Origin of the sequence: Rhodococcus erythropolis NBRC 15567, from assembly GCF_001552595.1 — a bacterium.
Classification (GTDB): domain Bacteria; phylum Actinomycetota; class Actinomycetes; order Mycobacteriales; family Mycobacteriaceae; genus Rhodococcus_F; species Rhodococcus_F erythropolis.
Genome location: NZ_BCRM01000001.1, coordinates 405,599 through 432,560 on the forward strand (window position 1 = coordinate 405,599; position 26,962 = coordinate 432,560).

Annotated in this window: 27 protein-coding genes; 13 read left to right on the forward strand and 14 right to left on the reverse strand. The window is 62.1% G+C overall.

The window, feature by feature from the left end:
• Positions 1-59: 59 nt before the first annotated feature.
• Entirely contained in the window at positions 60-785 is a 726-nt protein-coding gene (locus RE4_RS01935; protein WP_081098292.1) for a TetR/AcrR family transcriptional regulator, read from the reverse strand.
• Positions 786-1,069: 284 nt separating this feature from the next.
• On the opposite strand from RE4_RS01935, the gene RE4_RS01940 reads away from it, so the two are divergent.
• From RE4_RS01940 to RE4_RS01965, 6 genes are read left to right on the forward strand one after another with little or no spacing between them, the layout of a single operon-like run.
• Complete coding sequence (locus RE4_RS01940; protein WP_238076600.1) at positions 1,070-1,954, forward strand: ABC transporter substrate-binding protein; 885 nt, start codon at positions 1,070-1,072, stop codon at positions 1,952-1,954.
• Positions 1,951-3,498: a multicopper oxidase family protein gene (locus RE4_RS01945; protein WP_060937884.1), complete on the forward strand. Its 1,548-nt coding sequence runs from the start codon at positions 1,951-1,953 to the stop codon at positions 3,496-3,498. The genes RE4_RS01940 and RE4_RS01945 overlap by 4 nt, the downstream gene beginning before the upstream one ends.
• A 10-nt stretch (positions 3,499-3,508) precedes the next feature.
• Entirely contained in the window at positions 3,509-3,856 is a 348-nt protein-coding gene (locus RE4_RS01950; protein WP_060937885.1) for a plastocyanin/azurin family copper-binding protein, read from the forward strand.
• Positions 3,857-3,864: 8 nt separating this feature from the next.
• The gene (locus tag RE4_RS01955; RefSeq protein WP_060937886.1) at positions 3,865-5,667 is read left to right on the forward strand and encodes an ABC transporter ATP-binding protein; all 1,803 of its coding nucleotides are present in this window, start codon (positions 3,865-3,867) and stop codon (positions 5,665-5,667) included.
• On the forward strand, positions 5,664-7,397 hold the full coding sequence (locus RE4_RS01960; RefSeq protein WP_060937887.1) for an ABC transporter ATP-binding protein: 1,734 nt from the start codon (positions 5,664-5,666) through the stop codon (positions 7,395-7,397). The genes RE4_RS01955 and RE4_RS01960 overlap by 4 nt, the downstream gene beginning before the upstream one ends.
• A gap of 25 nt (positions 7,398-7,422) precedes the next feature.
• Positions 7,423-8,112 carry a SanA/YdcF family protein gene (locus tag RE4_RS01965; RefSeq protein ID WP_060937888.1) on the forward strand — a complete coding sequence of 230 codons (690 nt, stop codon included), beginning with the start codon at positions 7,423-7,425 and terminating at the stop codon, positions 8,110-8,112.
• Between the two features lie 95 nt (positions 8,113-8,207).
• Here RE4_RS01965 and RE4_RS01970 read toward each other — a convergent pair whose 3' ends face one another.
• From RE4_RS01970 to RE4_RS02005, 8 genes are all read right to left on the reverse strand, one after another.
• On the reverse strand, positions 8,208-9,044 hold the full coding sequence (locus RE4_RS01970; protein WP_060937889.1) for a hypothetical protein: 837 nt from the start codon (positions 9,042-9,044) through the stop codon (positions 8,208-8,210).
• A 74-nt stretch (positions 9,045-9,118) separates the two neighbouring features.
• Entirely contained in the window at positions 9,119-9,442 is a 324-nt protein-coding gene (locus tag RE4_RS01975; protein WP_019745578.1) for a cupredoxin domain-containing protein, read from the reverse strand.
• Entirely contained in the window at positions 9,442-9,789 is a 348-nt protein-coding gene (locus RE4_RS01980; RefSeq protein ID WP_003940240.1) for a plastocyanin/azurin family copper-binding protein, read from the reverse strand. The genes RE4_RS01975 and RE4_RS01980 overlap by 1 nt, the downstream gene beginning before the upstream one ends.
• A 27-nt stretch (positions 9,790-9,816) precedes the next feature.
• Positions 9,817-11,406, reverse strand: coding sequence for a multicopper oxidase family protein (locus RE4_RS01985; RefSeq protein ID WP_060937890.1), 1,590 nt, complete (start codon positions 11,404-11,406; stop codon positions 9,817-9,819).
• The gene (locus RE4_RS01990; protein WP_060937891.1) at positions 11,403-12,722 is read right to left on the reverse strand and encodes a hypothetical protein; all 1,320 of its coding nucleotides are present in this window, start codon (positions 12,720-12,722) and stop codon (positions 11,403-11,405) included. Before RE4_RS01990 ends, RE4_RS01985 begins: the two co-directional genes overlap by 4 nt.
• On the reverse strand, positions 12,719-13,390 hold the full coding sequence (locus tag RE4_RS01995) for a methylamine dehydrogenase light chain (protein ID WP_029256402.1): 672 nt from the start codon (positions 13,388-13,390) through the stop codon (positions 12,719-12,721). Before RE4_RS01995 ends, RE4_RS01990 begins: the two co-directional genes overlap by 4 nt.
• 75 nt (positions 13,391-13,465) lie before the next feature.
• Positions 13,466-14,074: a redoxin domain-containing protein gene (locus RE4_RS02000; RefSeq protein ID WP_020909342.1), complete on the reverse strand. Its 609-nt coding sequence runs from the start codon at positions 14,072-14,074 to the stop codon at positions 13,466-13,468.
• 43 nt (positions 14,075-14,117) lie between these two features.
• Positions 14,118-14,708 carry a MauE/DoxX family redox-associated membrane protein gene (locus tag RE4_RS02005; protein ID WP_041815327.1) on the reverse strand — a complete coding sequence of 197 codons (591 nt, stop codon included), beginning with the start codon at positions 14,706-14,708 and terminating at the stop codon, positions 14,118-14,120.
• 348 nt (positions 14,709-15,056) lie between these two features.
• Here RE4_RS02005 and RE4_RS02010 point away from each other — a divergent pair, with 348 nt between their 5' ends.
• Both RE4_RS02010 and RE4_RS02015 read left to right on the forward strand, forming a co-directional pair.
• Positions 15,057-16,625: an APC family permease gene (locus RE4_RS02010; protein ID WP_060937892.1), complete on the forward strand. Its 1,569-nt coding sequence runs from the start codon at positions 15,057-15,059 to the stop codon at positions 16,623-16,625.
• A complete protein-coding gene (locus RE4_RS02015) occupies positions 16,622-17,407 on the forward strand; it encodes an IclR family transcriptional regulator (RefSeq protein ID WP_020909339.1) in 786 nt (261 codons plus the stop codon). Before RE4_RS02010 ends, RE4_RS02015 begins: the two co-directional genes overlap by 4 nt.
• 2 nt (positions 17,408-17,409) lie before the next feature.
• Here RE4_RS02015 and RE4_RS02020 read toward each other — a convergent pair whose 3' ends face one another.
• From RE4_RS02020 to RE4_RS02035, 4 genes are read right to left on the reverse strand one after another with little or no spacing between them, the layout of a single operon-like run.
• The gene (locus tag RE4_RS02020; protein ID WP_060937893.1) at positions 17,410-18,732 is read right to left on the reverse strand and encodes a bifunctional adenosylcobinamide kinase/adenosylcobinamide-phosphate guanylyltransferase; all 1,323 of its coding nucleotides are present in this window, start codon (positions 18,730-18,732) and stop codon (positions 17,410-17,412) included.
• Complete coding sequence (locus tag RE4_RS02025; protein ID WP_020970985.1) at positions 18,732-19,520, reverse strand: ABC transporter ATP-binding protein; 789 nt, start codon at positions 19,518-19,520, stop codon at positions 18,732-18,734. The genes RE4_RS02020 and RE4_RS02025 overlap by 1 nt, the downstream gene beginning before the upstream one ends.
• Positions 19,517-20,551, reverse strand: a complete 1,035-nt coding sequence (locus RE4_RS02030) for a FecCD family ABC transporter permease (RefSeq protein WP_020970984.1) — start codon at positions 20,549-20,551, stop codon at positions 19,517-19,519. The genes RE4_RS02025 and RE4_RS02030 overlap by 4 nt, the downstream gene beginning before the upstream one ends.
• A 7-nt stretch (positions 20,552-20,558) precedes the next feature.
• Entirely contained in the window at positions 20,559-21,518 is a 960-nt protein-coding gene (locus RE4_RS02035; RefSeq protein ID WP_020970983.1) for an ABC transporter substrate-binding protein, read from the reverse strand.
• 308 nt (positions 21,519-21,826) lie between these two features.
• On the opposite strand from RE4_RS02035, the gene RE4_RS02040 reads away from it, so the two are divergent.
• From RE4_RS02040 to RE4_RS02050, 3 genes are read left to right on the forward strand one after another with little or no spacing between them, the layout of a single operon-like run.
• Complete coding sequence (locus RE4_RS02040) at positions 21,827-22,243, forward strand: GntR family transcriptional regulator (protein ID WP_060937894.1); 417 nt, start codon at positions 21,827-21,829, stop codon at positions 22,241-22,243.
• A gap of 23 nt (positions 22,244-22,266) precedes the next feature.
• On the forward strand, positions 22,267-23,109 hold the full coding sequence (locus tag RE4_RS02045) for an ABC transporter ATP-binding protein (RefSeq protein ID WP_442217225.1): 843 nt from the start codon (positions 22,267-22,269) through the stop codon (positions 23,107-23,109).
• Positions 23,106-24,176: an ABC-2 membrane transporter-related protein gene (locus RE4_RS02050; RefSeq protein WP_238076598.1), complete on the forward strand. Its 1,071-nt coding sequence runs from the start codon at positions 23,106-23,108 to the stop codon at positions 24,174-24,176. Before RE4_RS02045 ends, RE4_RS02050 begins: the two co-directional genes overlap by 4 nt.
• 1 nt (position 24,177) lies before the next feature.
• Here RE4_RS02050 and RE4_RS02055 read toward each other — a convergent pair whose 3' ends face one another.
• On the reverse strand, positions 24,178-24,819 hold the full coding sequence (locus RE4_RS02055) for a DUF4232 domain-containing protein (RefSeq protein ID WP_060937897.1): 642 nt from the start codon (positions 24,817-24,819) through the stop codon (positions 24,178-24,180).
• Positions 24,820-25,010: 191 nt separating this feature from the next.
• Here RE4_RS02055 and RE4_RS02060 point away from each other — a divergent pair, with 191 nt between their 5' ends.
• Positions 25,011-25,856, forward strand: a complete 846-nt coding sequence (locus RE4_RS02060) for an alpha/beta hydrolase (RefSeq protein ID WP_003939910.1) — start codon at positions 25,011-25,013, stop codon at positions 25,854-25,856.
• Positions 25,857-25,880: 24 nt separating this feature from the next.
• The gene (locus RE4_RS02065) at positions 25,881-26,954 is read left to right on the forward strand and encodes a VIT1/CCC1 transporter family protein (RefSeq protein WP_060937898.1); all 1,074 of its coding nucleotides are present in this window, start codon (positions 25,881-25,883) and stop codon (positions 26,952-26,954) included.
• Positions 26,955-26,962 lie beyond the last annotated feature (8 nt).

A 26,962-nucleotide genomic window follows, 5' to 3' on the forward strand; every position in this document is an offset into this window, starting at 1 on the left:
ATCCAGATCATCCGCGGGGTCGCTGTCGCACAAGTGCGACAGCGACCCCGCGGTCATTTCTATGACTCTTTGATTGCGTCCAGCCGCGCCTCTAGACCGTCGAGGACACGGTCGAGTGTGTAGCGATAGTGCTCTGCCCGTGTTGCTTCCGCAGCATCCGGTGGACCGGCAAATTTCCCGATCAGTGTCTCCATCGATGAACGGGGATCTGAGGGTCCGTAGTTGCTCAGGCGTTCCAGCATCGCGCTGTGATCGGGTGAAGGCTGTCCGCTGGGAATGCGCCTGGCGTCGTTCATGGCAATCAGTGTGGTTGTCGAAGTGAAGGCGACGGTGTAAGCCTGAGCGGCTTCTTCCCCGAACCCGGCGGCGGTCAGTGAAGCCAATCCGGCCTCCATGAGTTCCCGGCTGCGCTGGGTGGCAACTCCGTTCATCAGCAGCCACTGTGCCGCGCCTGGACACTCGATCAAGGCCTCTCGCATCTGCAAGAGCAGATGCGTCAGCCATTGACGCCAATCTTCTTGTGCGGATGGCACGTTCACGGTCGACACCGCACTGTCGACCACCGCAGCCGAGAGTGCGTCCCGATCTCCGACGAGTCGATAGACGACGGAGAACGACGTATCGAGTTCGCTGAGCAGCTGCCGCAGCGACCAGCCCTCGACTCCGTGCTCGCGACTGAGCCCGAGCGCCACGGTCAGCACGGCGTCCGCAGTGATCCCGGTGTTGTAACTCCGGCGGCGCTGTGATTTCGCGGCGGACTTCTTGTCAGGTGATGGCGCAGTCATGGTCCGACCGAGCTTAGCGGCGTCGGATCGGGTCGCGTAGTCGACGCAACCGATTGACGGATGAACTTAGGTGAGGTTTACTTGCCAAATCCGAGCAGTGCTCCGATTTGTAGCGAACCCCCGATTTTTCGAAGCTGAAGGACATTATGAAGTTGAAAACGCGACCCGGTTACCTATCGAGGCTGGGAGCTTCGCTGCTGGTCAGTGTCGTTGCCCTGACTGCGGCCGCCTGTAGCTCGAGTGAGGCGGGACCGACGACGGAACCTGCCGAGGGAACGCGTGTTGTGTCCCACGAATTCGGTGAGACGTCGGTTTCAGGCGACCTCGGGCGAATTGTCTCCCTCGACGAATACGCCGCACTCGGTCTCCTTGCCGTCGGCATCACCCCTGACGTGGTCTTCACGTCGTGGGGATCGGAGATCGGCCAGGACATCTTGGCGTCAGCGGGTACCGAGGTGGTCACGGTGCCGCCGCTCGGTGCACCCCCGATCGAGCAGGTCCTCGCCCAGGATCCTGGACTGGTCATCTTCACGTCGATGGGCGATCGGAGCTACTACGACTCCCTCGCGTCGACCGTCCCCACAGTGCCGGTCCCGGCCGTCACAACTCCGTGGCGTGAGAATCTTGCCTTCTTCGGACGCGCTTTTGATCGTCAGTCGATTGCCGACAAGTTGACTGTCGCTTTGGAGAGCAAGATCGCTGACGTCTCTGCTCGGTCCGGTGGTGAAGCGAACACCGTGTCGGTGTTGATGAGCAGTTCTGGAATCCTTGCCACCACCACCGAGCAGGCGCCGCCGTCGTTGCTGTTGGCGGAGAGCGGCTTCGGGCGTCCGGAATCCCAGCGAGCGAATGCCGCTGGAGGACTGCCGTATGCGCCCCTGTCCGACGAGGCGATCCCGGCGCAGGATGCTCGGATCGTAGCCGTGTTCGACGAGGGCGTGTACGAGTTCGGCAAGGTTGCCGGTGTTCCCGGGTTCTCGAGTCTTTCAGCGGTGCAGGAGAACCGAGTGGCCAAGGTCAACGGAGACATGTGGCTCGCCACTCATCCCTTCGCCACTTTCTGGATGATCGAGGACATGGATGCCATGGTTGCCGGCAATCTGACCGGCACCGGAACCGAAGCTGTTGCCGCGACGCGCTATCAGGAATTCACGGCGCTGACGGCATGAGTTCGAGTGCGTTGAGTCGGCGCCTGGCTCTGCGATGGGGAGCGGTGACTCTCGGCTCTGCGGCTTTGGGTTCTGTGGCACTGAGTGCGTGCAGTCGTGGCTCGGCGAACGAAACCAGTTCTGAGATTTCACCGTTCGACGACGAAGTACGTGCTGCCGAACAGGCGAGAATTCGTAGCGGGCACACAGTCCAACGGAATCTGACAGCTGCACCGGCTCGGGTGAGTCTGGGCGCCAGAGGGGTGGACACATGGTCGTACGGTGCAGAAGCGGTGGGTCCGGAGATTCGAATCTCCAAGGGAGACCGACTCAACGTTCGGTTGCAGAACGACCTTCCGACGGAGACCTCGGTGCACTGGCACGGCATTGCGGTCCGCAACGACATGGACGGTGTCCCACCGGTCACCCAGGAACGAATCCGACCAGGTGCCGAGTTCACCTACGACTTCGTGGCCCCGGATCACGGAACATATTGGTACCACTCCCATTCAGGATTGCAGGCCGATCGAGGGCTATTCGGTGCACTCGTGGTCGAGGACCCGAACGACCGGACCGGAGCCGACGAGGACGTCGTCATCGTGATCGACGACTGGCTCGACGGGCTGGGAACAACCCCGGATGCAGTGCTTCGCGCATTGTCACCGGACGTGCAGGGAGGACACCACGGGCACGGCGGAGCTCCACCGGAAGTCGATGATGCAGAGATTGATTCTGCCGCAGAACTTCTCGCCAGCGGTCACGGTAATTCCGAGGCGCTCGATGGAATGGCAACGCACATCACGTATCCACTGCACCTGATCAACGGACGGCCTGTGGAAGATCCCTTTGTCGTCAGTGCAGCGGCCGGAACACGGCTTCGATTGCGGGTGATCAATGCCGGGGCGGAGACTCCGTACCGTTTCTCTGTCGCCGGGCACGAGTTGACCGTTGTCAGTGCTGACGGGCAGGACATCGCCTACACAGCCGGAGACGAGATTCTGATCGCACCCGCGCAGCGATACGACGTATTGGTGACGGTGCAGTCCGGTTCGTGGCCTATCGCCGCGAAGGTGGAAGGAAAGCCAGGTGGCGCCGCGTGCCTGCTTCGGACACCGGATTCGGTTGCGAGCGTCGACCTGACTTCTCCTGCAGTGCTGTCAGGGTCCGGCGGCCGACTCGTTCTGGAACCGACGCTTCGACCGTCGGGCGCGTGGGAACAGAGGGTGCCGGATCGTGAGTATTCAGTTGATCTCATCCAGGCCGGGGATCGATACGTCTGGGGAATGGCGGGCACCGATGTGGGTCGGTTGATCATGAAGCAGGGCGAGCGAATACGAATCGTCATGAACAACAACACCGATATGTGGCATCCGATGCACACCCACGGGCACACCTTCTCGGTTCCCTCGTACGGCGGGCTTCGCCGAGACACCGTGATCGTGCTTCCGCGTGCACAATTGGCGATCGACTTCGACGCCGACAATCCAGGACGGTGGATGTTCCACTGTCACAACGCGTACCACTTCGAGGCCGGGATGACTGCCGACCTCCACTACGTTCGATGAGGAGAGCAGAATGTCAGTTCGCACCGGGTTGACCACATTGATCGCTGTTGCAGCGGTGTTCACGCTGACGTCGTGCGGAGGTGAATCACAGGGTTCCACCGAGCAAGCGCCGGTCGAGATCTCGGTGAAGAACCTTGCGTACGCACCGAACTCCGTCACTGTGCACACAGGACAGACGGTCACGTGGATTTTCGAGGACCAGGGAATGCCGCACGATGTCGTGTTCGCCGAGTTGGGGATCAAGAGCGATCTCCAAGGAAGCGGAACCTACAGTCAGACCTTCGACAAAGCCGGAACGTTCACCTACACGTGCACACCACATCCGAACATGACCGGCACGATCATCGTCGAAGGGTGAGTAACTCGATGACAGTGAAGGAGACTGTGGCCTTCGAAGACTCGCCTGGTCTGGTCGACCGAGACGCTTTGGGTCGCATGATCGCTCCCGTGAGAAATCGCCTGCTCCTGGGTGCGGGTTTGTCGGCGCTGTCGGTGCCGCTACGATTCCTGCCCTACGTTTCGGTGGTCGAGATCGCGCGGGTGCTCCTGACCGACTCGTCGTTGAACCTGGTCTGGCTGTGGGCCGCAATCGGTGCAGCGGGCACAATTCTCGGTTTTGTCGTCTACAACGCAGCGCTGACCGTGTGCCACACCGCCGACGCGCATTTCAAATACTCGATCCGCTCGCGTATCGCTCGGCATCTGTCCCGAGTTCCTCTGGGGTGGTTTGCAAATGGTGGCACCGGTGAAGTGAAGCAGGCGATGACCGACGACGTGAAGCGGATGCATCTTCTCGTCGCTCACCTTCCCGCCGACGTGGTACCCGCGATCCTGTCGCCGATAGTGGCCCTGATCTATCTGGTGGCGATGGACTGGAAGTTCAGCCTGATCTTGGTCGGCTACATCGGAGTGTGTCTAGCTCTTGCCGCGCCGTCGATGCGCAGAGCCTATCGAACGAACGTCGACTCGTGGAATCTTGCGATGTCGACATTGACCTCTGCGACAGTAGAACTGGGCGACGGTATCGAGGTTGTCAAGACGTACGGGAGTGGGAGTCGCGCATTCGCGCGCTACTCGAGCGCTGTCGATTCGATGGTTGCGGTGTGCGTGCGCTGGATGTCGGGGATGGGAAGGCCGGTGGTCGCGATGTCGATCCTCCTCTCACCGGCGGTACTCATCGTGGTCATCACGGCGACGGGAACTGCAATGTTGTCCGGGGGTTGGATTACCCCGGTAGCTCTTGTTGCCTTTCTGGTCGTCGGAATCGGTGTTCCGTCGTCGGTTCTGCACATGGGAACGATGGCCAACCTCTACCGCGAAGGCCAACTGGGAGCGACTCACGTCGAGAGCATCCTCGGCGAACCAGAGCTGGCCGAACCTCAGGATGCAGTGCCTGCTCGCAGCACTTTGGTCGAATTCGACAGCGTCGGCTTCGAATACACCACTGGGCAGCGCGTCCTCGAGAACATCTCCTTCGAGATGCCACCGGGCACCGTGACCGCGATCGTTGGCCCCTCCGGCTCCGGAAAGACCACTTTGGCGCGTCTACTTCCGCGGTTCTGGGACGTGACGGACGGGTCTATTCGACTGGGCGGAAGCGATTTACGAGATCAGTCCAGTCGTGAAGTCTTGAGATCGATGGCCATCGTCTTCCAAGATGTTGTGCTCCTGCGGGACAGCGTGCGCGAGAATATTCGGCTCGGTCGACCGGATGCAACGGATCTGGAAGTGGAGACAGCGGCGAGGCGGGCGCAGATTCACGACGTGATCATGCGACTGCCGGACGGGTATGACACCGAGATCGGTGGTGGTTCGGGCGGTGAGCTGTCGGGTGGGGAGAAGCAACGCCTGACGATCGCCCGCGCCATCCTTCAGAACCCGCCGATCGTCATCCTGGACGAGGCGACTTCGCAGGCCGATCCCCACAGTGAATCGGCCGTTCAACGCGCACTGGGCGAGATCAGTGCAGACGGCGGCACCCTGATGGTGATCGCTCATCGACTGCACACCGTCCGATACGCAGATCAGATACTCGTTCTCGACGCCGGACGGATCGTGGAAAAAGGTACGCACGAACAGTTGTCGGCGCTCGGCGGAACCTACGCGCGGATGTGGGCGCTCCAGAACCCCCTCGTCGAAGACATATCTCCGCGAAAGGCGCTGCAATGATTCGAGACCTGGACGAAATCCTCGGGCGCGACAATGGGATGCGAGGTCAGATAGCAGGTTTCACGCTCGCCGGGATACTCGAGGGTGTCGTCTTTGCACTGATGATTCCGATCCTGAAAGCGGTGGTTCGCGGCGATTACGACGCCGCAGTTCCGTGGGTTGTCACGGCTGCTCTCGTGGCGGTGGCCTGTGGCGCCGTACGGTGGATCGCCGAGAATCGGGCGTACCGCATCGGAATCGAGGGTTTTGCCGGTGGAATCATGCATCGCCTCGGTGAGCACTTGGTGCAGGTTCCGCTCGGGTGGTTCAGCAAGGCAAACCGTGGAGCGTTCACTCGCCTGGTCACCGAGGGCACGGCTATCTTGATGAGCATCCCGGGAATGATCATCGCGCAACTCGTCACCGTCACGGTGACTCCAGCGACAGTGGCGATCGCTGTCTTGTTTGTGGACTGGCGACTGTCTCTCGCGATGGTCGTCTTCGTTCCACTGGGGATTCGGGCTTACCGCAACGTGCAACGGGCGGTTGTTCCCGAATACGAGGCGATCGGCAAGAGCGAATCCGAGTTGGCATCGCGCGTCGTCGAATATGCACAGGCGCAGCAAGTTCTACGTTCGGCCGGTAAGAGTGGCGAAGGCTGGACTCGGTTGGACGAAGCTCTTGTGTCCAACCGGGACGCACACCTGCAGGAAATCGGATCGGTCGACAAGTATCTGCTGCGCTTCATGATCGTCGTTCAGGTTGCCTTTCTCACCGTCCTGGTTCTGGCGGCACTGCTGGTCACCACCGGGTCCATCGACACAGCAAGCGTGATCGTTGTTCTCGTGTTGGCCGTGAGGTTCGTGGAGCCGATGCAAATGCTCGCAGGATTCGGTGAAGGTATCTCACTGGCCCGGGTGTCGCTCGGATCTGTCCGAGAGATGATCGATGTACCGGTGCTGGCGGAGCCTGAGGTGCCGAAAGAGCCTACCTCGTATGATATTCGGTTCGATTCGGTCTCCTTCGGCTACGGCCCGGATCGCGTGATTCGTAACGTGAGCCTCGAATTCCCGGACTGCTCGGTCACTGCTCTGGTCGGTCCTTCCGGTTCCGGAAAGACAACTCTGGTTCGGCTGATCTCCAGATTCTGGGACGTCGACGAAGGTGCGGTATCCATCGGGGGGGCCGATGTTCGCGACATCGGAACGAGAGCATTGATGTCTCGGATATCGACTGTCTCACAGCAGGTTTACCTGTTCGACGGAACCATCCTGGAGAACGTTCGGTTGGCGAGACCGGATGCCACCGAGTCGGAGGTCCGTCAAGCAGTGGTGGATTCCAGGCTAGGCGAAGTGATCGACCGTTTGCCGAGCGGTGAGGAGACCAGGGTAGGTGAAGGCGGATCACTGCTGTCCGGCGGTGAACGTCAGCGGGTCTCGATTGCGCGGGCATTCCTCAAGGACACTCCGATTGTTCTTCTCGATGAAGCGACTTCCGCCCTCGACGGAGAGAACGAAGTCGCCATCACCGAGGCAATTCACCGATTGGCCCGTGGTCGAACGGTGGTGATCATCGCTCATCGCCTGTCGACTATTCAGGGAGCAGATCGCATCGTCTACCTCGAAGCCGGAGGGGTGGAGGAGGTCGGTTCCCACGAAGACCTGATCGCGCGAGGTGGAAAGTACTCGGATCTGTGGGCCGAGCGCAGTGGCGCGGAGGGATGGAGGATCGACCGAGCACTCGAGCCATGAGCAAACCGTGTGGTTTGATCGACGAATGGACGAAGCTGCTGCAGATCCAGTGAAACCGCCGCGCAAGCGCAGGTGGCCTCGTTGGGTCGCAGGCATTGCGGTGCTCGGAGCAGTTGTCTACGCGGGCTCGATCGTGTGGATCTCCGTGGCGTCGGCCGGACATACGTCAGACGCCGCCGATGCTCCCGACGCTCCGGTTGTGATCGTGCTGGGCGCGCAGATCAAGGACGGTGAGCCGATGGCTTTCCTGAAAGGGCGGCTGGACGCAGCAGTCGAACTGGTGGAAGCGGGAAAGGCTAAAGCGGTCCTCGTCTCCGGCGACGCGAACGGCGGCTCGGGTGACGAGATCGCGGCGATGACGAACTACCTGGTGGAGCAGGGAATAGATGAGCGTCGCATCGTGGGGGATCCGTACGGCCTCGACACCTATGACACCTGCTTTCGGGCCATACATACGTATGGGGCGACCAAGGCGTTGATCGTCACTCAGGGGTATCACGTGCCCCGCGCTGTTGCGTTGTGCCGAGACGTCGGCATCGACGCAGACGGTGTGAACAGCGATTGCGGGTGCGCAACTCCGACGCTGATCAAGAACGCCGCGCGGGAGTGGGTTCTTGCCAAGCCCAAGGCAGCGCTGGACATGCTCTGGAGTCGGGACGCAAAGGTGACGTCGCCGTCGGAGGACTCGGTCCAGGTGGCGCTGTCGATTCCCTGACGCGGGGTGAGTGCGCACGGTTTCTGTCGAGTGAACACACGCTCCGGAGAGTCGGGGCGTGTGTTCACTCGAGGTGAAGGGTGCTAGCTCGACAGTCAGATCAGTGCTGCGGCGGCGAATGCTCCCAGTGCGATCAATGCCGCGCCGGTGACGCTCTGCACGCGACGGTCCACGACGCACATGATCGAGAGGAATCCCGGCATCGAGCCACCACGCTTGGTGTGCACGATTGCCGCGAGGCTGGGCATGCAGCGGCCAAGGGATACGACCGTGAACAGCGCCGCCCCGAGAGCCGGTGAACCCGAAGCCATGACGCCGAGTGCCAGGAGGTAGTACGCACTCGAGCGGATGAAGATCAGAAATCCCGGACCGATGATCGCGCCGAAGATCAGCGAGACTTTCCAGGGCGCCATTGTGCGGCGCAGATGGCGCGGAAGCTGTTGGCGCCGCATCGGAGTCGGCATCCTCACTGCACCCAACTCGTGCAGCCCGTACGCAACCGCGACGACGGCCCAGATGCCCAGTGCCCAGCTGATCGGGATGTACCCGGACATCGCCGCACCGAGAGCGCCGATCAATGCCCCGGTGACGGCTCCCGTCGTGACCGAACCCAGAGCGTGCCAGCCGAGTCGGCGGACGGGAGTCGAGGATCCCTTCCGATCTACCTGCTTCGGCGCGGCAACAACTCCGGCGACGGACATTCCGCAGGTCGACCAGTTCGCAGCCAGCGACGTAACCAGTCCGGCGCCGATAACAGCTGTGGTCAAAGCTGTTGTCGCAGATGGCGTGGCCACGAGTGCGAGGCCGGCACCCGCAGCAGCGCCCGCCGCGACGAGGCTGACACGGGTCGCGGTGCCGACCGAGCCTTGAAGGGTCGGCCGGATGTCAGGGACATCGGTCTGCAGTGGGCCGTGTGAGAGAACAGTAGTCATCAGATCCTCCGAAGTGTTTGTGGTTCAGGAAAAGTGTTGAGCCGAAGTCGCAGCGAAAAGTGATGAGCCAGAGTTCACAGCACTGTGATGACGCCGATCATGTACGGGTGGACGGAGCACGAATATTCGTAGACTCCGACACTTTCGAACGTGTGCCGGAACGTTCCGTCTCCGGTGATACCACTGTCGAACAGGCCGGGTGATTCCACATGATGCAGGAGTCCACCGTCGTCGAAGCGCCACTCGACGGTGCCGCCGTGTTCCACGGTGACGTCCATCGGGCTGAACTGAACATTGCTGATCTCGACCACCACGTCGGGGACGGGATCTTCTGTGCCGCAAGCTGGGACACACGTCGCCGCGACAGCGAGGCCGAAGCCGACGATCCACCTCCTCACTATTGAACGATCACGGTGCCCACCATCATCGGATGGGGCGTGCAGTGGTAGGTGAAGGTTCCGGCGTCGTCGAACGTGTACGAGAAGGTTCCCTCGGTGAGCAACTCGCTCTTCAGTTTCCCGTCGAGATCACCGTTGCCGACCACGTCGTGGGGGAGTCCGCTGTCGTCGAACTTCCATTCGACGGTCTGTCCCTTCTCGATGGTGACCGATGCCGGTGTGTACGCCATGTTCTTCACCTCGATCACGACTGCAGGTTCGTCCGACGACGCACCGGCATCACTACTGCAGGCGGTGAGGCTCAGGGCGGCGCACGCGGCCAGGAAAGCGGGAACGAGTTTCTTCATGAGGTGTTCTCTCCATTCTTCGACTTGTCAGCGGACGTAACGCAGATTTGCCGTCATGCCGGCCTCGAAGTGGTAGGCGTTGTGGCAGTGGAACATCCACTCGCCGGGATTGTCGGCGTCGAACTCGATGGCAAGCTCGGTGCCGGGTAGGACGTTGACGGTGTCGCGGCGAAGTCCGCCGTAATCCGGTACCGCAAACGTGTGGCCGTGGGTGTGCATGGGGTGCCACATCGTGGACGTGTTCTTCATCGTGATCCGGACCCGTTCGCCCTGTTTCATGACGAGCTTGCCCGCATCGGCTCCCGCCATTCCCCAGACGTACCGATCGCCGGCCTGGATCAATTCGATGTGGTAGTCGCGATCAGGCGACTTCGTCTCGAGCCGTGCGGATTCCGTGGGCCGGAGTTCGCTTTCGGTGACCAGTCGGCCGGCCAGTTCCGAGAGGTTTCCGCCCACATCCGGATTCGCCAGCGCCAACGCGTCGGTGCTGCGTAGGACGGTCGACGCATAACCATCTCGGCCCTCGACCTTCGCCACCACCGGCCATGTTCCCGACTTCACCGTCACCAGTACGTCGTAGCGTTGGGCCATTCCGACGATGATGGTGTCGGCGGGAGTTGGTTCCACGTCGTAGCCATCGGTAGCGACGATTGTCATCTCGTGACCGGCCACCGCAAACCGGTACGGAGTTTCGGCGGCTGCGTTGATGATTCGCAGTCGAAGGGTCGAACCGGGCGCTGCAGTGACGACAGCAGGATCGTTGGGTGGCCGCCCGTTGATCAAGTGCAGTGGATACGCGATGTGTTGAGTCATCCCGCCGAGTGGTTCGGAAGAACCGTGTCCACCGCTCACCAACTGTTGCGCGACGGACATGTCGGCTTCCGAGTGTTCCGCCGGAGTCGTTGCCCCACCGCCGTGTCCGCCGTGCCCGCCCGAAATTGCCGGGTTCAGGGCCATCAGGACGGAATCCGGTGTGGTACCCAATCCGTCGAGCCAGTCGTCGAGCACCAGAACGGCATCGGCGTCGGCCCCGGTGATGTCGTTCGGGTCCTCGACGATCATGGCGCCGAAGAGCCCCCGATCGGCTTGTAATCCGCTGTGCGAGTGGTACCAGTACGTTCCCGGATCCGGTGCGATGAAGTTGTACTCGAAACTCGAACCGGCGCCGATGGGTGCCTGCGTGGTGGGTGCCGCGCCGTCCATGTCGTTGCGGATTCGAATTCCGTGCCAGTGCAGTGTTGTTTCGGCGTCGAGGCCGTTCTGGACGCTGACGTTCACCCGGTCACCGGACTTCAGCCGAAGTTCCGGAGCCACCGCAGCGCCTCCGTACGTCCACGTGTCCACGAGGCGTCCGCCAAGATCTACCGTCGAGAATCCGGCGGCAAGGGCAAACGCAGCGGTGGTCCCGTTCCAGGCTCGCGCCGATTCTGCGGCGGCAACTTCGGGGTCGGTGGGCAGGATGTAGTCGAGATCGGTCGTGGGCGTCGGAGATGCTGCAGTGGAACTGCATCCGGCAATCGTCCCCATTGCGCCGAGCCCGAGTGCTCCGGCGCCGAGTGCTCCCAAACTCAGGAAGCGGCGCCGGCCCATCACCACACCGGATCCGGGACGACTCATCGGAGTACTTCTGGTGTGATCAACCCGCTGACATCACCGACGTTGCCCGAGACATCGACGGAACTGACCTGCTCGCCGGTGCTCGCGTTGTAACCCACGATCTTCTGCGGAGCGGAGCCTTCGACCTCAGGTGCCGAACCGAGCACGTAGAACGTGGCGCCGTCGACGGAAAAGGTCATGCTCTTGATGTCTGTCAAGCCGAGGTCTGCCAGCGTCAAGCTCTTCACCGGGGCGAAGGTCGTTGCGTCGGACAAGTCGATCTTGACCAGTGAGCCTCCCCGAGCAGAGTCCGGATGAATAGCCGTGTCCGTGTACGCGATTGCGAGCCGGGTTGCGTCGGCATTGATGACGTTCTCCGAGAATCGACCGGAGTCCTGCCCGGCGTTTCCGATCGGCTTGACACCTTCCTGAGGCAGTCCGTTGGAGAAGTCGAAGACGTACACATCGCCGTTCTCACTGACCAGCAAGGCTTTTTGTGCTTCCGATGCCCACGTGACCTTGCGGGTGGAGACAAAATCCTCGGGTAGGACCTTGCTTCGGGCGGTTTCCTTCGGAACACCGTCGTCACCGATCGTGACGTGCAGCAGTTCCCGGGTGTCCTCGCAGACGCTGTACAGCTCGTGATCGACCATCCACGTGAACGGACCGCAGCCGACTATCTGGAGTGCACCGGTCGCTTCCTTCTTCTCGAGGTCGACCACTCTGATTCCGTACAAACCGTCGTCCCACGTGACGAAGAACTTGCCGTCGGACGTCACGGCGTTCGAGCCGGGACGGGAATGTACGCGTGCGACGTCCGGAAGCACGACCTCGGCTGGTTCCAGCAGGTTTCCGGAGTAGGTGCTGACCGTGAAATCTGCTGCGCCGCGGGAACCTCGGGGGCGCCACACCTCGGCAGCGAGCACCGCAGGATCCTCGGCGGAATCCCCGACGAATCCGTGAATGACCGGGTCCCAGATACCCGGGCCGACTGTGATTCGGCTCTCGGCCACACCGGTTTTCGGATCGATGACGTTGACGCTGAGCTCGAGCTGGCCGAATCCACCTTCGACGCCCAGCAAGCGGTCAGCTGCGATCGGGGTGATCGAACCGACGTGCAATGGCTCGGGAATGGTATCGCCGATTTCCTGGTCGTCGTGACCGAGGGAGATCCCCTCGCCCGGAGCAGTGAACGGAACTGTCGGATAGGTGACATCGCCTGTGCTGGAGGGTTCGTCGTTGTCGGACGAACTGCAACCGGCCAGTGCGAGTACGACGGTGAGTGGGATGACGGCAACGGCGGGGCGCGCCAGTTTTCGGGTTCGCGAACTGCTCATGATCCGGCACCGACCTTGGGGCGCTCGGCCGGTCGAGTCTGGCAGTCCTCACCGATGATGGGCGCCATCGTGCAGGTGTATGCCTGAGACTCGTCGGAGACACACCAGATGATTTCCTGGTCGTAGCTTCCGGAGACCGGGTTGTACATCACGGCCTGCATGTCCGGTTCGCCGCAGAATGCGTTGGAACACGAAGGTGCACCGCAGCAGTCGTAGTAGGCGATCAGATAGGTCTTGCCGGTATCAGGGTTGGTGCAGCATCCGACCCAGAACTCTGCGCCGGGCTTGCTGCCGGGGGCGCAGGTGGTGACACCGCCGCCGTTGCATGCGGCACAGGACGTTCCGTCCATGTTGCACCAGCGCCAGTACTCGCACTCGGCCGGATCTTTACCGTCGTAGACAGGGACAAGAGGTTCGGGGCCAGGTGCCGGCGCAGGAACCTCGGGCTCTTGGGCGAAGGCACTACGTGTCACAGGAAGTGTGCTGATCAGCGCCACTCCTGACACACCCATGGTCCACTTGCCGATCCGACTGATCATGGAGCGCCGCGAAACTCGTTCGGAGAGTTTGCGTCCGGTTCGACTGGTGAGCGAACCGCCCTGGCCCGCCATCCATTCGGCCTGGGCCTGAACTGTCGCCTCGTCGACGGGATATCGATTCTCCGTCATGTTGTGCTGCGGGAATTCATTGTCGTCCAACGATTTTCTCCTGATTCGTGAAGAGGATCGAACTGTGCAGGAAGATCAGGCCGCGCTGCCGGATTTCGCCTGGGCATGAAGGTGCTGGAGTGAGGGAGTGCCGGATTCGAGCGCATTGAGCAGGCTTTCCACCTGAGCCATGTGATTGCACAGGCCCTTTCCTCGGATCTTGCCGTGCTCGTCGAGAATCACGCCGTACGGAGTGGTGCCCACCTGGTACGCGATACCGACGTCTCGAGCGTCGATGTAACTGAGCTCGGAACCGATCCCGCTGCCGGCCAGGAACTCGCGATGCTCTTCGGGTGTTCCGTCGGAGATGATGATCACGTCGAGATCCGATTCGGCTCGGGCCATTGCCCTTACGCCGGGAAGAAGGCTCTTGCACGTCGAGCAACTCGGAGCGGTGAACAGCAGGAGTTGCGGCTTGTCGCGGTGACCACCGACTCCGACGGTCCGTCCGTCCTGATCGATGAGACCGGCAAACGACGGGCCGGCCTGTTCGACCTTGGGCCCGGTATCCATCATCCGGGCACCGAGAGGTCCGAGACGTACTTGTACGCGGCCGATTTCACGAGCCAGAGCAAGAACCATCAAGAACAGTACGGCTACGGCGATCACCAGGATCACTGTCGCGACAAGGAGGAAAGTGGTCATCGTGGTAGTCCTGCCTTCGAGTTTTCAGTGGTGGGGATGTGAGTCACGAGCCGTACCGGGACGCGGTTTCGGCGGTTCGGAGGCGGATGGAGGCGCTCGACAGGTAGTCGTCGACCGGGCGTCGTCCGAGGTGGACCACCGAACGAATCTGTGCGAGAGCAACTCCCGCCAGAACGAGGAGGAATCCGAAGGTCGCCGCCACGACCTGGACGCCGATCTCAGCCTGTCCGGCGGTGACCGACAGTGCCACAGCGATCACCGCGAGTGTTCCGGCGCGAACGGCGTGGAACCATCCGATACGCGGAATCTCGCCGACTCCGAATGCAAAACATCCGCAGTCCAGATCGCGTCGCCCACGCAGGAGGTTGATCGTGAGGCCCGTGAAGAACGACGCGAACATGATGGCAGCAACCAAGGCGGCGAGGCGATGGGCCACGCCGAGAACCAGAAGGATGCCTACGACGGTTTCCGCGACGGGAAGGATGCGAGCGATCGGTACTTCGAGTCGCACAGGCAACACTTTGTATCCGCGCACCGAACGAAGGACCCCGTCGTGGTCGTTCAGCTTGGGAATGCCGGCGAGCAGGAGAACAAATCCGATGATCGTCGAAGTGGTGGCGCTGACCAAGTCCATGCTTCCTCCGTTCCTCTCGGGTAGTGCCGGTGGTGTGTGGGACACATCCTGTACGGGCGATGCTGCGAATCCGCGTCGACCGCGCTACGCCTGGACGAGGTGCAACTGAGAGAGCAGTTGTCGTGTGAGAATCGGAGAACTCGCAGGTCAAGGTGCTGCCGGAGGGTCCGGATACCGTCGGCCGCCCTTGATCCGGCATGACGCTGGGTGGGAAACAGAGTCGGATTCTCACTTGAAAGTTCTGTGCGCGCCATCGTGGAAACTGCGCGGAAACATAAGCGGACTAACTTGACCGAATTCTGACAATTCGCTCGTAGGTTCGGGCCTGGACGCGACGGACGGTGACACATGGCCGTGAGTGCGGCACTGCGTGCAGCGATCACGCGAGCGCAGAATGCGGATCAACACAGTGAGCCCGTGTTCTCCCCGCTCCGTGGTCTCGGACGAGGACGTTTGACCCCGATCGACCTGTTGGGGCAATCACTCTCCACGATCGCTCCGGCAACGGGAATGGTGTTCATCGCCCTGTGGATGATCACCTACAGTCCCGGCTACGTCGGGTTGGCTGCGATTGCTGCGACAACTTCGGCGGTGTTTCTCGTTGCGTTCTGCATCACTCAATTCACGCGGAGACTGGCCGCAGCAGGATCGTTGTACAGCTTCGTCTTCCAAGGCTCCGGTATCCGGGCGACCCTGACGGCGGGCGCCGGTATCCGGGCGACACTGACGGCGGGAGCCGCACTGGTACTCGGGTATCTCGGAATCTCGGTTTCGGTTTTCTCGCAGGCAGTTCCGAGTCTGCTCGATACCATCGCCATTGTCGGCCCCGACGTGCGAGGAACTGCCGCGACGGTGATCACGACGGTGGCGATTGCCCTGGCCGTCGCGTGGATTGCAGTGCGCGGCGTCCGGTTCGCCACCCGAGCGATCCTGGTCGTCGAAGCGTGCTCGTTGATTCTCATCGTCGTGGTCATGCTGGCGACGCACAGTGACACGACAACTGCTGTTGCCCTGCCGAATCCGTCGCTGAGTGCAGTTCCGTTTCTCGCGATGCTGACGGTGCTCAGCATGGCGGGCTTCGAAAGTTCGGCCTTCTTCGGCCCGGAAGCGAAGCGACCACTCATCAGCGTCACACGCACGGTTCTCATTTCGCCGATCATCTGCGGGGTCCTCTTCGTTTTTGCGGCCTGGGCGGCGATGACCGGCCACGGCGCGACGATCGTCGGAGCGTACTTCGAGGGAACGGCATCCGGGGCCAGCGCGGAGGTGGTTCTGGCAGTCAAGATCGGAATGACGTGTTCCTGGTTCGCATCCACTCTCGGTTGTGCGCAGGCGGGTTCGCGGTTGTTGTACTCGATGGGGATCGAACGGGTACTGCCTGCGCCGCTCGCTCGCGTGCACAGACGGTTCCGCACCCCGTACGTTGCGGTACTTGCGTTCGTCGCGGTAAGTGCGGCAGGCGTATTCATCTATTCGGATACGGTTCGCGACGATTCGGGATCCTTCGACGGCGTGGTGGAGACCGCGTTGGTCTGCGCTTACACGCTGGTGGCCTTTGCTTCGTGGAAGTTCTTGCGCCGAATCGGGGAACATACGTCGCTGACCCGGATATGCACCCTGTCCGTGAGTACCGCCGGTGCTGGTCTACTGGTCTACATCGTTCTCGACGGTGCGGTTCACGGGATGTGGGCACTGCCGATCGCTGCTCTTGCTGTTGCGGTGTCGGGGACAGTGTGGAGTTCATTGCTTCGAAGAGCCAGACCGGAAAGCCTTCTGATGGTCGGCGCTTTCGACAGCGTCGAGACGGCGGACCTGTTGCCCGGTGCTGGCACTCTGCTGATCGACGGTGACGGGCGAAGGCGACTCGTTCCGGATCGTGGGACCGCCGAGGGTGACTCGCCGGAGCATGGGCGGTGACCGCGGACCGTGCAACCGCTGGTCCACGATCAGGCAAACAGATCGGCGACGAGACCCACTTCAGTGGACAACAACCGCGTGCGGTTCAGAAGGCGCTGGGGATGCTCGAGGCGGTGGCTCATCTGGGACCGGGAACAACCGCGAAGGAGATCGCCACTTTTGCAGGCGTTCCATCGGCCACGGCGTACCGGATGCTGAATCTGCTGGTGGCGGAGGGCTTTCTCGTGCGGGTGCCGGACCTGTCAGGGTTCGCGTTGGGGCGTCGGACTGCCGAGCTCTCGCATGCGGCGTCGTCGAGTGGTCCGGCGCCGACGCTGCACGAGCGCGTCGAGGACATGCGGACACACACGAGGTTCGGATTGCACGTCGCGTCATTCGCCGGTGGGCGCTTGCGGTTCGTCGACAAGGATCCGGATCACGAGATCATCGGAATAGCGGCACTGGCCAAGAACCTTCACGCGAATGCGCTGGGGAAGGTTCTGTTGGCGCACGACGAGCGGTTGCTTTCGGGTTTGGAACTTCGCCGGGTCACGGAGTTCACCCTCGGTGATTTCGATGCGTTGTATGAGCAGCTGAGGTCTGTTCGCCTGCAGGGTTTTGCATTCGAGAACCAGGAATGCCGCCTGGGTCGATCCGCAGTGGCAGTACCGGTTCGAGATCACGCAGACCAGGTGGCAGGCGGGTTGTGTGTTCAGGGAGCGAGCGGGCGAGTGACGGATGAGGATCGAGAGTTGGTCGGTTTTCTACTCGATTGTGCGCGTCAGCTCACCGGATTGCTCTGACGTCACACGCGCAGGCTCAGGGGGAGTCCGGCGGTCATCAGGACCACGGACTCCGATTCACTGGCGATGCGGCTGTTCACCAGACCGAGTAGATCGCGGAACAGCCTCCCGGACTTCGTGTCCGGGACGACGCCGCTTCCCACTTCGTTCGTGACGGCGACAATCGGAACCGGACAGGCGGTCCAGGCGTCGGCCAACCGGTCGATATCTGCGTGGACGGCGCTGAGATCTTCTGTCGCCCACGCCTGATGTCGGTCCAGACGTGCGGTCAACCACGTGCCTAGGCAATCGAGCAGGATCGGTGTTGTTGCGGCCGCGAAAATCTCGGTCACGTCGGAGGTCTCTACCGTCGTCCACGTCGACGGCCTCCGCGCGCGATGCGACGCAATTCGTTCGATCCAGTCGGGATCGTCGTCCTGCGGATCCCCGGTGGCGATGTACGTGACGTTCCGGTAGCCGGCAAGCAGGCCCTCCGCGTAAGTGGACTTGCCCGAGCGGGCGCCACCGGTGACCAGAGTTCGATGGCCCTGTCCTACCCCGATCTCGAGCACAGCTCCATCCGGAACCGCTCGCGCCCCGGACAAGCGAAGTGCTTCCGAGAGTTCGTTTTCGACTGGGTTGTGGTGCCCGAGGTGTACGGCGACCACATCGGTTCGATCGGTGATCGCGGTGCAATTGCGTAGTCGGGTCACCGTCTCCGCGAAACTCGGCAGATCATGGTGCCCGGTGCCGTGATCAGTTTTGTGGCCGAAGGTCTCTTCGAGAAAGACGGCGTCGAAACGCGCGTCGGCAAGTGCGTCGACAGTGGATTCGGGCAGAGGCCCGGTGTCGGTGGCCCAGAAGATTCGGGTTCCGGATGCGTCGGTGATGTCGTAGAGAAGGGTGGGTACTTCGTGCGCGGCTTCGAGTGCGCGAACACGATAGGTGCCCAACATGATCGACTGGCCGGTCTCGAGCGGTGTGAAGGTCACCGAGTCATCCGGGCCCACCCAGTCTCGGCAGAGAGCGAGCGCGTCGGGTGGTCCGAGAACCTGTAGTGGTTCGGTGCGCGAGGCCCAGGACCGGAACAGCAATGCCATCGGGCCGAGGTGATCGGGATGAGAGTGCGTCAACAGGATGTGTTCGACGTGTGCCAGCGTGCGACCGAATCGCGACGCGGCACGCGGTACTTCGGGTCCACAGTCCAACAGGATTCTGTTGTCCACCAGGGCAGCAGTGTGCCCGCGGACGGTTTCACTCGACAGGGCGGCCAGGCAGGAAGGGCAAGTGCAGAACGGGTTCGGCCAACCGTCGGCAGCACCGGTGCCGAGCATCACCAATTCCATCAGCGGGTGCCTTCCTGCCGAATCGGAACAACTATGGGACCGCTGGGCCGGTCCAGGATTTCGACCCGGGCGCCATACACGCGGCCGAGGAGGTCTGCCTCCAGCACCGCTGAGGGTGTGCCGTCGGCAACGACGCTGCCCTTGTCCAGCAGCACGATTCGTCGACCGTACTGACCCGCGAGAGTGAGGTCGTGCATCGCGGCGATGACCGTGATGTTGTCGGCCTCACGCAGTTCCTCCACCAAGTCGAGAACCTGCTGCTGGTGACCGATGTCGAGCGCGCTGGTGGGTTCGTCCAGGAGCAGTACCTGCGGTTCTTGGGCCAGTGCCCGAGCCAGGACCACGCGCTGCAATTCGCCACCGGAAAGTTCGGTGGCTCGTCGATCTGCGAACTCGGTGAGGTCGAGTCTTTCGATCACCGAAGAGATCACCGAACGGTCAGTGGCGGTTTCGGTTCCGAAGCGTCGTAGATAGGGAGTGCGGCCGAGCGCAACCAGTTCCTTAACCGTTGAGCCCTCGGGTACTACCGGACGCTGAGGCATCAACGCGACGACGGCGGACATCGCCTTGCGGCTGGAATTGCGAGGACTCAGTCCCCCGACCGAGAGCTCACCGGTAGACGGAATCAATCCGGCGAGGGCATGCATCAAGGTTGTCTTGCCGGCGCCGTTCGGCCCGACCACGGCAACCCAATCGCCGGGTGTCACATCGAGATCGATGCCGTCGACGACGTCTTTGCCGCCAAGGTTGACTCGGAGGTCGCGGCACCGCACTGCGCTGTCGGTCATGCCGAGACCCGGCTGCGGCGCAGAACCAGAAGGAAGAACGGAGCGCCGATCATCGCGGTCACAACCCCGATGGGGAGTTCGGCCGGTGCCATGACCGTGCGCGCGGCAACGTCGGTGAGGACGAGAAACGCCGCTCCGAGCATGAGTGACAGGGGGAGAAGCAGTCGATGCGACGGGCCGACGACCAGTCGAACCGCATGGGGAACAACGATTCCGACAAAGCCGATCAGTCCACTTGCACTCACGACCGCCGCCGTTCCCAGAGTTGCGGCGAGCACCAGCACCAGGCGTGATCTGGCCGGGTCGACGCCGAGGCTGGCGGCTTCGACGTCACCTACGGCCATCACGTCGAGTACGCGTCGATGTACCAGGATGACGGCAGATGCCAGCGCAACGTACGGCAGGACAACCAGAACTTCCGACCAACCGTCGGTGGACAATCCGCCGAGCAGCCAGGAATAGACCTCGCGGAGTGAATCGTCGAACCGCTGCTGGACAAAAGTCTGCGCTGCATTCGTGAACGCCGCGACTGCGACACCGGCGAGGATGATGACTACCGCGTTCTGCGGCCCGCCAATGCTGCGGCCGAGCGAATAGGTTGCGAACACGGCCAGCACACCACCGACGAAGGCGGCCATGGGAATTCCGAACATGCCCAGCGCTCCACCCGAAACGATGGCGAGGGTTGCGCCCAGTCCGGCTCCGCTGGAAACGCCGAGGAGATACGGATCTGCCAAGGGATTTCGGAACACGCCCTGGTAGGCGGCACCGGCAACGGCCAACATTGCTCCGACCAACGCGCCCAGTACTACTCGCGGAAGCCGGATCTGCCAGAGAATCGCCTGCTGTGTCGCGGTGAGACCGGAATCGAGGTGGATGCCGGGTATTCCGTCCAGAAGTTCGAGAATGGTTCGGTCAGGCGTCAAACCGGCCGGCCCCACCAGAACACCGATCAGCAAGGCAGCGCACAGAATCAGCGCGGCGCCGAGCAGAACGGCCGTCCGATGATGGGAGATACCGGCTTTGATCATCGAGTGCTCAGGCCGCGGGAACTTGGGCAACGATGGCCGCGACGGCCTTCACCTGATCGGCGACACGAGGTCCCCAGCGGCTGGAGAGGTCTTCGTCGAGCACATGGATCTGGTTGCCGGTAACCGCTTTCATGCCGCTCCACCCGGGCCGAGCGGCGACGGATTCTGCAGTCACTCCGCAGCATTGGGAGTCTGCGAGAAAGATGAGATCGGGATTGGCCTGCACCACGAATTCGGCGGACAGCTGCGGATAGTCGCCCTGCCCCGCGGCGTCGGCGATGCTCTTCATTCCGAACAGCGAGTAGATCTGCCCGACGAAGCTCGAACTCGTGACGGTGTAGAGCGAGGAGTCGAGTTCGTGGAAGTACGTCAGCGGCTGTTGGCGCGCAGGAACACTGGCGACAGCGGCGTCGATGTCCGAGCGCATGGTGTCGACAACTTCGGTGCCCTTGTCCTCGTGGCCGGTGGCCTTCGCGACGCGCTCGATCTGGGCGTAGACGTCGTCGATGCTTGTGGCTGCCGGTAGCAGGAGTGTCGGCACCTTCGCCTTTTGCAGTCCGGAGACAAGATCGTTCATGTCATCCGATGCGATCACCAGATCCGGTGCGTAGCCGAGGATGGCTTCGACGTTCGGTTGAAAGCCCGAGAGATCGGTGACCGGGATACCGGCCGGGTAGTCGGACTGATTGTCGACGGCCTTCACCTGGTCGCCCGCGCCGACGGCCCACAGGGTCTCGGTGGCGCTGGGACTGAGTGACACGATCGACTGCGGACGTGACTCGATGGTGATGTCCGTGCCGGAATCCGTGGGACCGGAAACAACAGTCACCGGGAACGAGCCGTCCGAGGCGGCTGTGGTTGCGGGTGCATCGGACGTCGAGCTACTGCAGGCACCGGCAAGCAGTGCGGTGCTCACCGTCAGTGCTGCAAGTACAGATCTGAATCTACGTGTCGGCCGAGTACTCACAGCCACCCCTCCGCTAGTGGTGAAGGGTCGCGAGCAGCGCGGCCGCGAGGCGAAGCGCCACGAGCGGTCCTTCGTCCGAGAACCATCGTGTCGCCACGAGGCCGGTGACCTGACTCGTTCGCCTCGAGTAGTGACGGGCGAATTCACAGTTGCGTCGACAGTGCCGGGGTTTCACCGAACTTCACACGAGCAGCGTGGCACCCCGGTGAACCGGGGCATCTGCACTTTACAGGGGTCGTCTGGCTTGACCCGGGAGGTCAAGGCAGGGTAAATATCTATTCCACTAATGAACTAGTGAAAGGGTTCGGATGATCGACTTCCGTATCGACCGCCGATCCGGCATTCCCACTTACGTGCAATTGGTCCTTCAGGTGAAGCAGGCGCTCAGGCTCGGTGATCTCCAAGTCGGGGATCGGCTGCCCACAGCCAAGGACGTCGTGGGAGCGCTCGCGATCAACCCGAACACAGTCCTGAAGGCCTACAAGGAACTCGAGCGCGACGGACTTGTCGCCCCGCGGCCCGGATTGGGCACGTTCGTCGTGAAGTCCCTGGCAAAGCCCGGTATGGCGGAAAGCTCTGCGCTACGTCGTGAGTTGGCGCGTTGGGTTGCAGATGCCGTGGCCGCCGGACTCGAGCGCACGGACATCGAAGCATTGGTGAGTTTGGAGCTCGAGAAGACGTTCATCGAATCGGATCCGTCCGGAAAGCAGGGGGAGACAGCATGACTGCGCAAGAATCGGCACTGACGATGCAGGACGTGGACAAGCGCTTCGGCAAGAAGAAGGTGCTCGACGCCTGCACATTCGAGGTCGCAACGGGAAGCATCACTGCCCTGGTCGGGGTGAACGGAGCGGGCAAGTCCACACTGATGTCCTTGGCGGTCGGGTTGACGATGCCTGACCATGGTTCGATCTCCGTCCTGGGCAGCACGCCGGATCGGGACGGCATCTGCTCAGGCCTGTCGTACCTCGCTCAGCACAAGCCGCTGTATCCCAAATTCACTGTTGCAGAACTTCTTCGATTCGGCGCATACACCAACGACGAGTGGGATGCGAAGTACGCTCTGGATCTGGTGGAGCGCGCTGGGATTGCTCTCGATGCAAAGGTGAAGACTCTGTCACCAGGTCAACGAACCAGGGTTGCACTGGCTTTGGCGCTCGGGCGCAGACCGCAGTTGCTTCTACTTGACGAGCCCTTGGCGGATCTTGATCCCGTGGCGCGGCGGTCCGTCGCGACCACTCTGCTCGAAGACGTTGCCGAGTACGGCACCACGGTTCTGTTGTCTTCACACATCGTTTCCGAATTGGCAGACGTCTCGGATCGACTTCTTCTGCTGGGCGGCGGAAACGCGAGATTGTCCGGTCCGTTGGATGAATTGATCGCTGCCCATTACGTATTGATCGGGGACGGCGATCCTTCGGACGTGGTCGGCGCCGGTGCGGTCATTCATACCGACAAGGGGATGCGGTCGAATTCTCATGTGGTGGAGGGAGTCCGTCCGAGCCCTCGGGCCGGCTGGGTGATCGACGACGCAACTCTCGACGACGTGGTGCTCGGGCACCTGAGCGCGGAAACGGTGGTGGCGGCATGATCTGGGTTACGTGGCGGCACCACCGGACATCGCTCATTGTGTCATTGGGATTCCTCGCGGCATTAGCAGTCATTGTCTTGTCGAGTGGTGCGATCATCAAGAGCGGCGGACAAGCCCAACTCTTCGGATCGCCTCTCAGTTGCTTCGATGACATCACCGCTATCTGCACGGCAGAGACTGCTCTCACCCTGACGACAGTGGTTGCGACGGCTCTGCCGGTGTTCCTCGGCGTGTTGATCGGTGTCACCGTGTTTTCGCGGGATATCGAACAGGGAACGCACGTATTGGGGCTTACTCAATCGGTCAGTCGGACTCGTTGGTTCTGGACCCGGGTGTTGATCGTCTTCCTGCCGATTTCTGTGGCTTCGGCATTGCTCGGATTTGCACTGCAATGGGCTCGATCTCTCCCGGACAACTCCCGGTATGCATTTGTTGCCGGGCGTTCGACTTTCGTCGAGATATCGAACCTGTCGTATCCGCTCTTTCAATCCAGCGGACTGGTCTTGGGTGCATACACATTCATGGCACTCATGCTCGGAGCAGCTCTGGCTTTGCTGGTGCGTAGTTCGATCGGCGCAATGGCGATCACGATGGTCGGTGTTGTTGCGATCCTGGCAGCATTTCAGTTGGTTGCACGACCCGATTACGCCGAGCCGAGTGTCCGAACGTCACCCGTCGCCGGATTCAGTTCCTACTATTCGAGCGATACCAGTATTCCCGCGGTCAATTGGGAACTCGCGCAGGGATATGTCGACCTCCGAGGTAACTGGGTCGACATCAAATACGACGAGTGCACGTGGGGTGGATCAGGCGGCGAGAACCCGTACGACCAGCGCCCGGAGGAGACCGGCGCCGAGTACAGCCTCCGCATGGATGTGCTCTCAGCGCAGCAGAACAGAGAGATGGAGATCTGTTTGCGGGAACACGGCGTCGACCACTACGAAGTTCGCTACCACTCAGCTGATCGGTTCTGGCGTTTCCAGTTCACGGAAGCTGCACTCGTCCTGATCCTTTCGGGATTGTTCCTCCTGCCGGCGCTCTGGGGCCTACGACGCCTCAAGCCGTGACTCAGCGGGCGACCGGCGCGACCGTCAGCTGGTTGATGTTCGCGCCGGTCATCGAGCAACCCTTGGTGGGGTAGGCAAGGAAGACCGAGTCGTAGCTGTTGGGCGGGTAAACCCTCAGTCCCGCAACGTCGGTCACGCCGCACTGATCTGCCGGGTAGTTCTCGACGTTCATAGCTCGCACCAAAGACGTTGCGGCAGAGCCAGGGGCAAGGGAGACGAGTGATCCGGATCCGGAGCGGCCGGCGGCAGCACCCACTTCGCTTCCGGACGCTCCCGTGACATAGGAGACGCCGGGGAAACCGTCGAGCGTGCACGTGCGGCCGCCCGTGTTGGTGAAGACCACCGGAAGCTCCACAGAACCGGCGGCGCCACTCGACTCGCCGAGGGTGACGTTCAGTTCCCCGATCGCGCAGCCTTCGGGATTGGGTGCCGTCGAGGTTGTGGTTTGGGTGTGGTCGGTATGGGTCGTCGAAGGTGCGGCAGTACCGGTCTGGGTCGTCGGCGCAGAGGCGGTCGTGGTTGAGGCGGGTGCCGGTGAACTCTCGGCCGTTCCCGTTTCATCCGAGCCGCAACCGCTGAGAAGGGCGAGAGCAGCAAGTGGAGCCGCCAACAAGCCGACGTTGCGCATGCGGTTGGGATTCATCGCTCTGTACTCCTCAAGGTGGTCGACAACTGGCTCCGGAACATCCGTGTCCGGTATATCCGAATCCGAGGCCGGATGTGCAGAAACGAATCAGGCTCGCCGGTGATCAGGACCTACTTCCCGGATGGATTGCCGCTGCGGATCTAGCATGAGAAATGACCTGTCCGGATCGCGACCACCGGGAGTAGCGCATGTTCACCTTCACCAGCGACGACGGAGTGGTCATTCATGTCCACGAATGGCCCACCGAGCAGGAACCTCGAGGGGTTGTTCAACTCGCGCACGGTATGGGTGAGCACGCAAAACGCTACGCACACGTTGCCGAAGCCCTGAATGCTCGCGGTTTCCACGTCTACGCGGCGGACCACCGCGGCCACGGTGAGAGCATGCACGCCGGCCCAGGCAACATCGGCGACGACGGCTGGAACCGCTTGGTGGCAGACATGGTGACCCTCACGGGCATCATCCGCGACAAACACCCCGGCCTGCCCGTCGTACTGCTCAGCCACAGCCTCGGTTCGTTCGCTTCGCAGCAGTACATCCTCGATCATTCGCACCTGATCGACGCCGTCGCACTGTCGGGGACCACCGCGGTCGATCAACTGATCGAGAGCCTCGTCAACGACGGCCCGGACGTCCTCGCCCAGTTCAATGCGGAATTCGAACCGGCCCGTACTCCGCACGACTGGCTCAGCCGTGACGAAGCGCAGGTGGATTTGTACATCAACGATCCGCTGTGCGGTTTCAGCCTGGACGACGCAGGCATGGGCGGACTTATCGCAGCGGGACCGAGGTTCGTCGACGTCGAGGGTGTGCGACAAGACCTTCCGATCCTGGTCTTCGTCGGCACCTCGGATCCTCTCAACGCCGCGCTGAGCCGTACCGACGTCGCAGTCGAACGGTACAACTCGGCGGGGATCGAAGACGTCACCTATTACACCTATCCGGGCGCCAGGCACGAGATCTTCAACGAGACCAACCGCGACGACGTCATCAATGATCTGACGACGTGGATGGACCGCGTACTCGAAGCGTGACCGCCTCACCGGAAGGGGAACACGATGTCCACAGTTCCGGCCGCACGACCCGATCCAGACCCGCGAGACGTCAAGCGCTGGAGACGATACCTCGCCGACGAACAAGCCGAGGCCGCCGTATACCGCGACCTCGCGGGTAGGCGCAGCGGCGAGGAGCGCGAAATCCTTCTCGCCCTGGCCGACGCGGAGGGCCGACACGAGGCGCACTGGCGAGCGCTTCTCGGCGATCACGTCGGCAAACCACTACGCGGCGATATCCGCACTCGGATACTGGGCTTTCTGGCCAGGCGCTTCGGCTCCGTGTTCGTGCTCGCTCTTGCCCAGCGCGCGGAGACGCGATCCCCCTATCCGAACGATGCCGACGCGACCGCATCGATGGGCGCGGACGAGAAGATCCACGAAGAAGTGGTGCGGGCCTTGGCCACTCGGGGTCGGAACAGACTTTCGGGGACGTTTCGTGCCGCCGTCTTCGGAGCCAACGACGGCCTCGTCAGCAATCTCGCTCTCGTGCTCGGCATCAGCGGTAGCGGCGTCTCCAACCAGATCGTTCTGATCACCGGCATGGCCGGGCTTCTGGCCGGCGCCCTGTCGATGGGAGCCGGCGAGTACGTTTCCGTCCGCTCGCAGCGAGAGTTGTTGGAAGCGTCCAATCCTGGCCCCGCGGCCAGCGAAGCCGTCGGACTGCTCGACGTCGACGCCAACGAATTGTCCCTGGTCTACCGGGCCCGCGGCATGTCCGCCGAGGAAGCGGACCAGCGCGCCGCCGAGGTCCTCGCGAACAGCACCTTCGGCGCCGCTGACGTTGTCGACGACCATGAAGCCGTCGGAACCGGGTTGGGCGCAGCGGCGGCAAGTTTCTGCTTCTTCGCCTCGGGCGCAATCATTCCGGTGTTGCCGTATCTGTTCGGCCTGGAAGGCATGACGGCTCTGATCGTCGCGTCCGTACTCGTGGGGATCGCGTTGCTGACGACGGGCGTTGTGGTCGGGTTGCTGTCGGGCGGGCCGCCGTTCAAGAGGGCCCTACGCCAACTTGCGATCGGCTATGGCGCTGCCGGCGCGACGTATCTGCTCGGCATGTTGTTCGGGACCTCGCTCTGAGCGTCTGC

Bases quoted from the DNA above. Each gene is read 5' to 3' on its own strand.
- RE4_RS01935 (WP_081098292.1), bottom strand. From the start codon at position 785: ATGACTGCGCCATCACCTGACAAGAAGTCCGCCGCGAAATCACAGCGC.
- RE4_RS01945 (WP_060937884.1), top strand. From the start codon at position 1,951: ATGAGTTCGAGTGCGTTGAGTCGGCGCCTGGCTCTGCGATGGGGAGCG.
- RE4_RS01950 (WP_060937885.1), top strand. From the start codon at position 3,509: ATGTCAGTTCGCACCGGGTTGACCACATTGATCGCTGTTGCAGCGGTG.
- RE4_RS01955 (WP_060937886.1), top strand. From the start codon at position 3,865: ATGACAGTGAAGGAGACTGTGGCCTTCGAAGACTCGCCTGGTCTGGTC.
- RE4_RS01960 (WP_060937887.1), top strand. From the start codon at position 5,664: ATGATTCGAGACCTGGACGAAATCCTCGGGCGCGACAATGGGATGCGA.
- RE4_RS01965 (WP_060937888.1), top strand. From the start codon at position 7,423: ATGGACGAAGCTGCTGCAGATCCAGTGAAACCGCCGCGCAAGCGCAGG.
- RE4_RS01970 (WP_060937889.1), bottom strand. From the start codon at position 9,044: ATGACTACTGTTCTCTCACACGGCCCACTGCAGACCGATGTCCCTGAC.
- RE4_RS01980 (WP_003940240.1), bottom strand. From the start codon at position 9,789: ATGAAGAAACTCGTTCCCGCTTTCCTGGCCGCGTGCGCCGCCCTGAGC.
- RE4_RS01985 (WP_060937890.1), bottom strand. From the start codon at position 11,406: ATGAGTCGTCCCGGATCCGGTGTGGTGATGGGCCGGCGCCGCTTCCTG.
- RE4_RS01990 (WP_060937891.1), bottom strand. From the start codon at position 12,722: ATGAGCAGTTCGCGAACCCGAAAACTGGCGCGCCCCGCCGTTGCCGTC.
- RE4_RS01995 (WP_029256402.1), bottom strand. From the start codon at position 13,390: ATGACGGAGAATCGATATCCCGTCGACGAGGCGACAGTTCAGGCCCAG.
- RE4_RS02000 (WP_020909342.1), bottom strand. From the start codon at position 14,074: ATGACCACTTTCCTCCTTGTCGCGACAGTGATCCTGGTGATCGCCGTA.
- RE4_RS02005 (WP_041815327.1), bottom strand. From the start codon at position 14,708: ATGGACTTGGTCAGCGCCACCACTTCGACGATCATCGGATTTGTTCTC.
- RE4_RS02010 (WP_060937892.1), top strand. From the start codon at position 15,057: ATGGCCGTGAGTGCGGCACTGCGTGCAGCGATCACGCGAGCGCAGAAT.
- RE4_RS02020 (WP_060937893.1), bottom strand. From the start codon at position 18,732: ATGGAATTGGTGATGCTCGGCACCGGTGCTGCCGACGGTTGGCCGAAC.
- RE4_RS02025 (WP_020970985.1), bottom strand. From the start codon at position 19,520: ATGACCGACAGCGCAGTGCGGTGCCGCGACCTCCGAGTCAACCTTGGC.
- RE4_RS02030 (WP_020970984.1), bottom strand. From the start codon at position 20,551: ATGATCAAAGCCGGTATCTCCCATCATCGGACGGCCGTTCTGCTCGGC.
- RE4_RS02040 (WP_060937894.1), top strand. From the start codon at position 21,827: ATGATCGACTTCCGTATCGACCGCCGATCCGGCATTCCCACTTACGTG.
- RE4_RS02045 (WP_442217225.1), top strand. From the start codon at position 22,267: ATGCAGGACGTGGACAAGCGCTTCGGCAAGAAGAAGGTGCTCGACGCC.
- RE4_RS02050 (WP_238076598.1), top strand. From the start codon at position 23,106: ATGATCTGGGTTACGTGGCGGCACCACCGGACATCGCTCATTGTGTCA.
- RE4_RS02055 (WP_060937897.1), bottom strand. From the start codon at position 24,819: ATGAATCCCAACCGCATGCGCAACGTCGGCTTGTTGGCGGCTCCACTT.
- RE4_RS02060 (WP_003939910.1), top strand. From the start codon at position 25,011: ATGTTCACCTTCACCAGCGACGACGGAGTGGTCATTCATGTCCACGAA.
- RE4_RS02065 (WP_060937898.1), top strand. From the start codon at position 25,881: ATGTCCACAGTTCCGGCCGCACGACCCGATCCAGACCCGCGAGACGTC.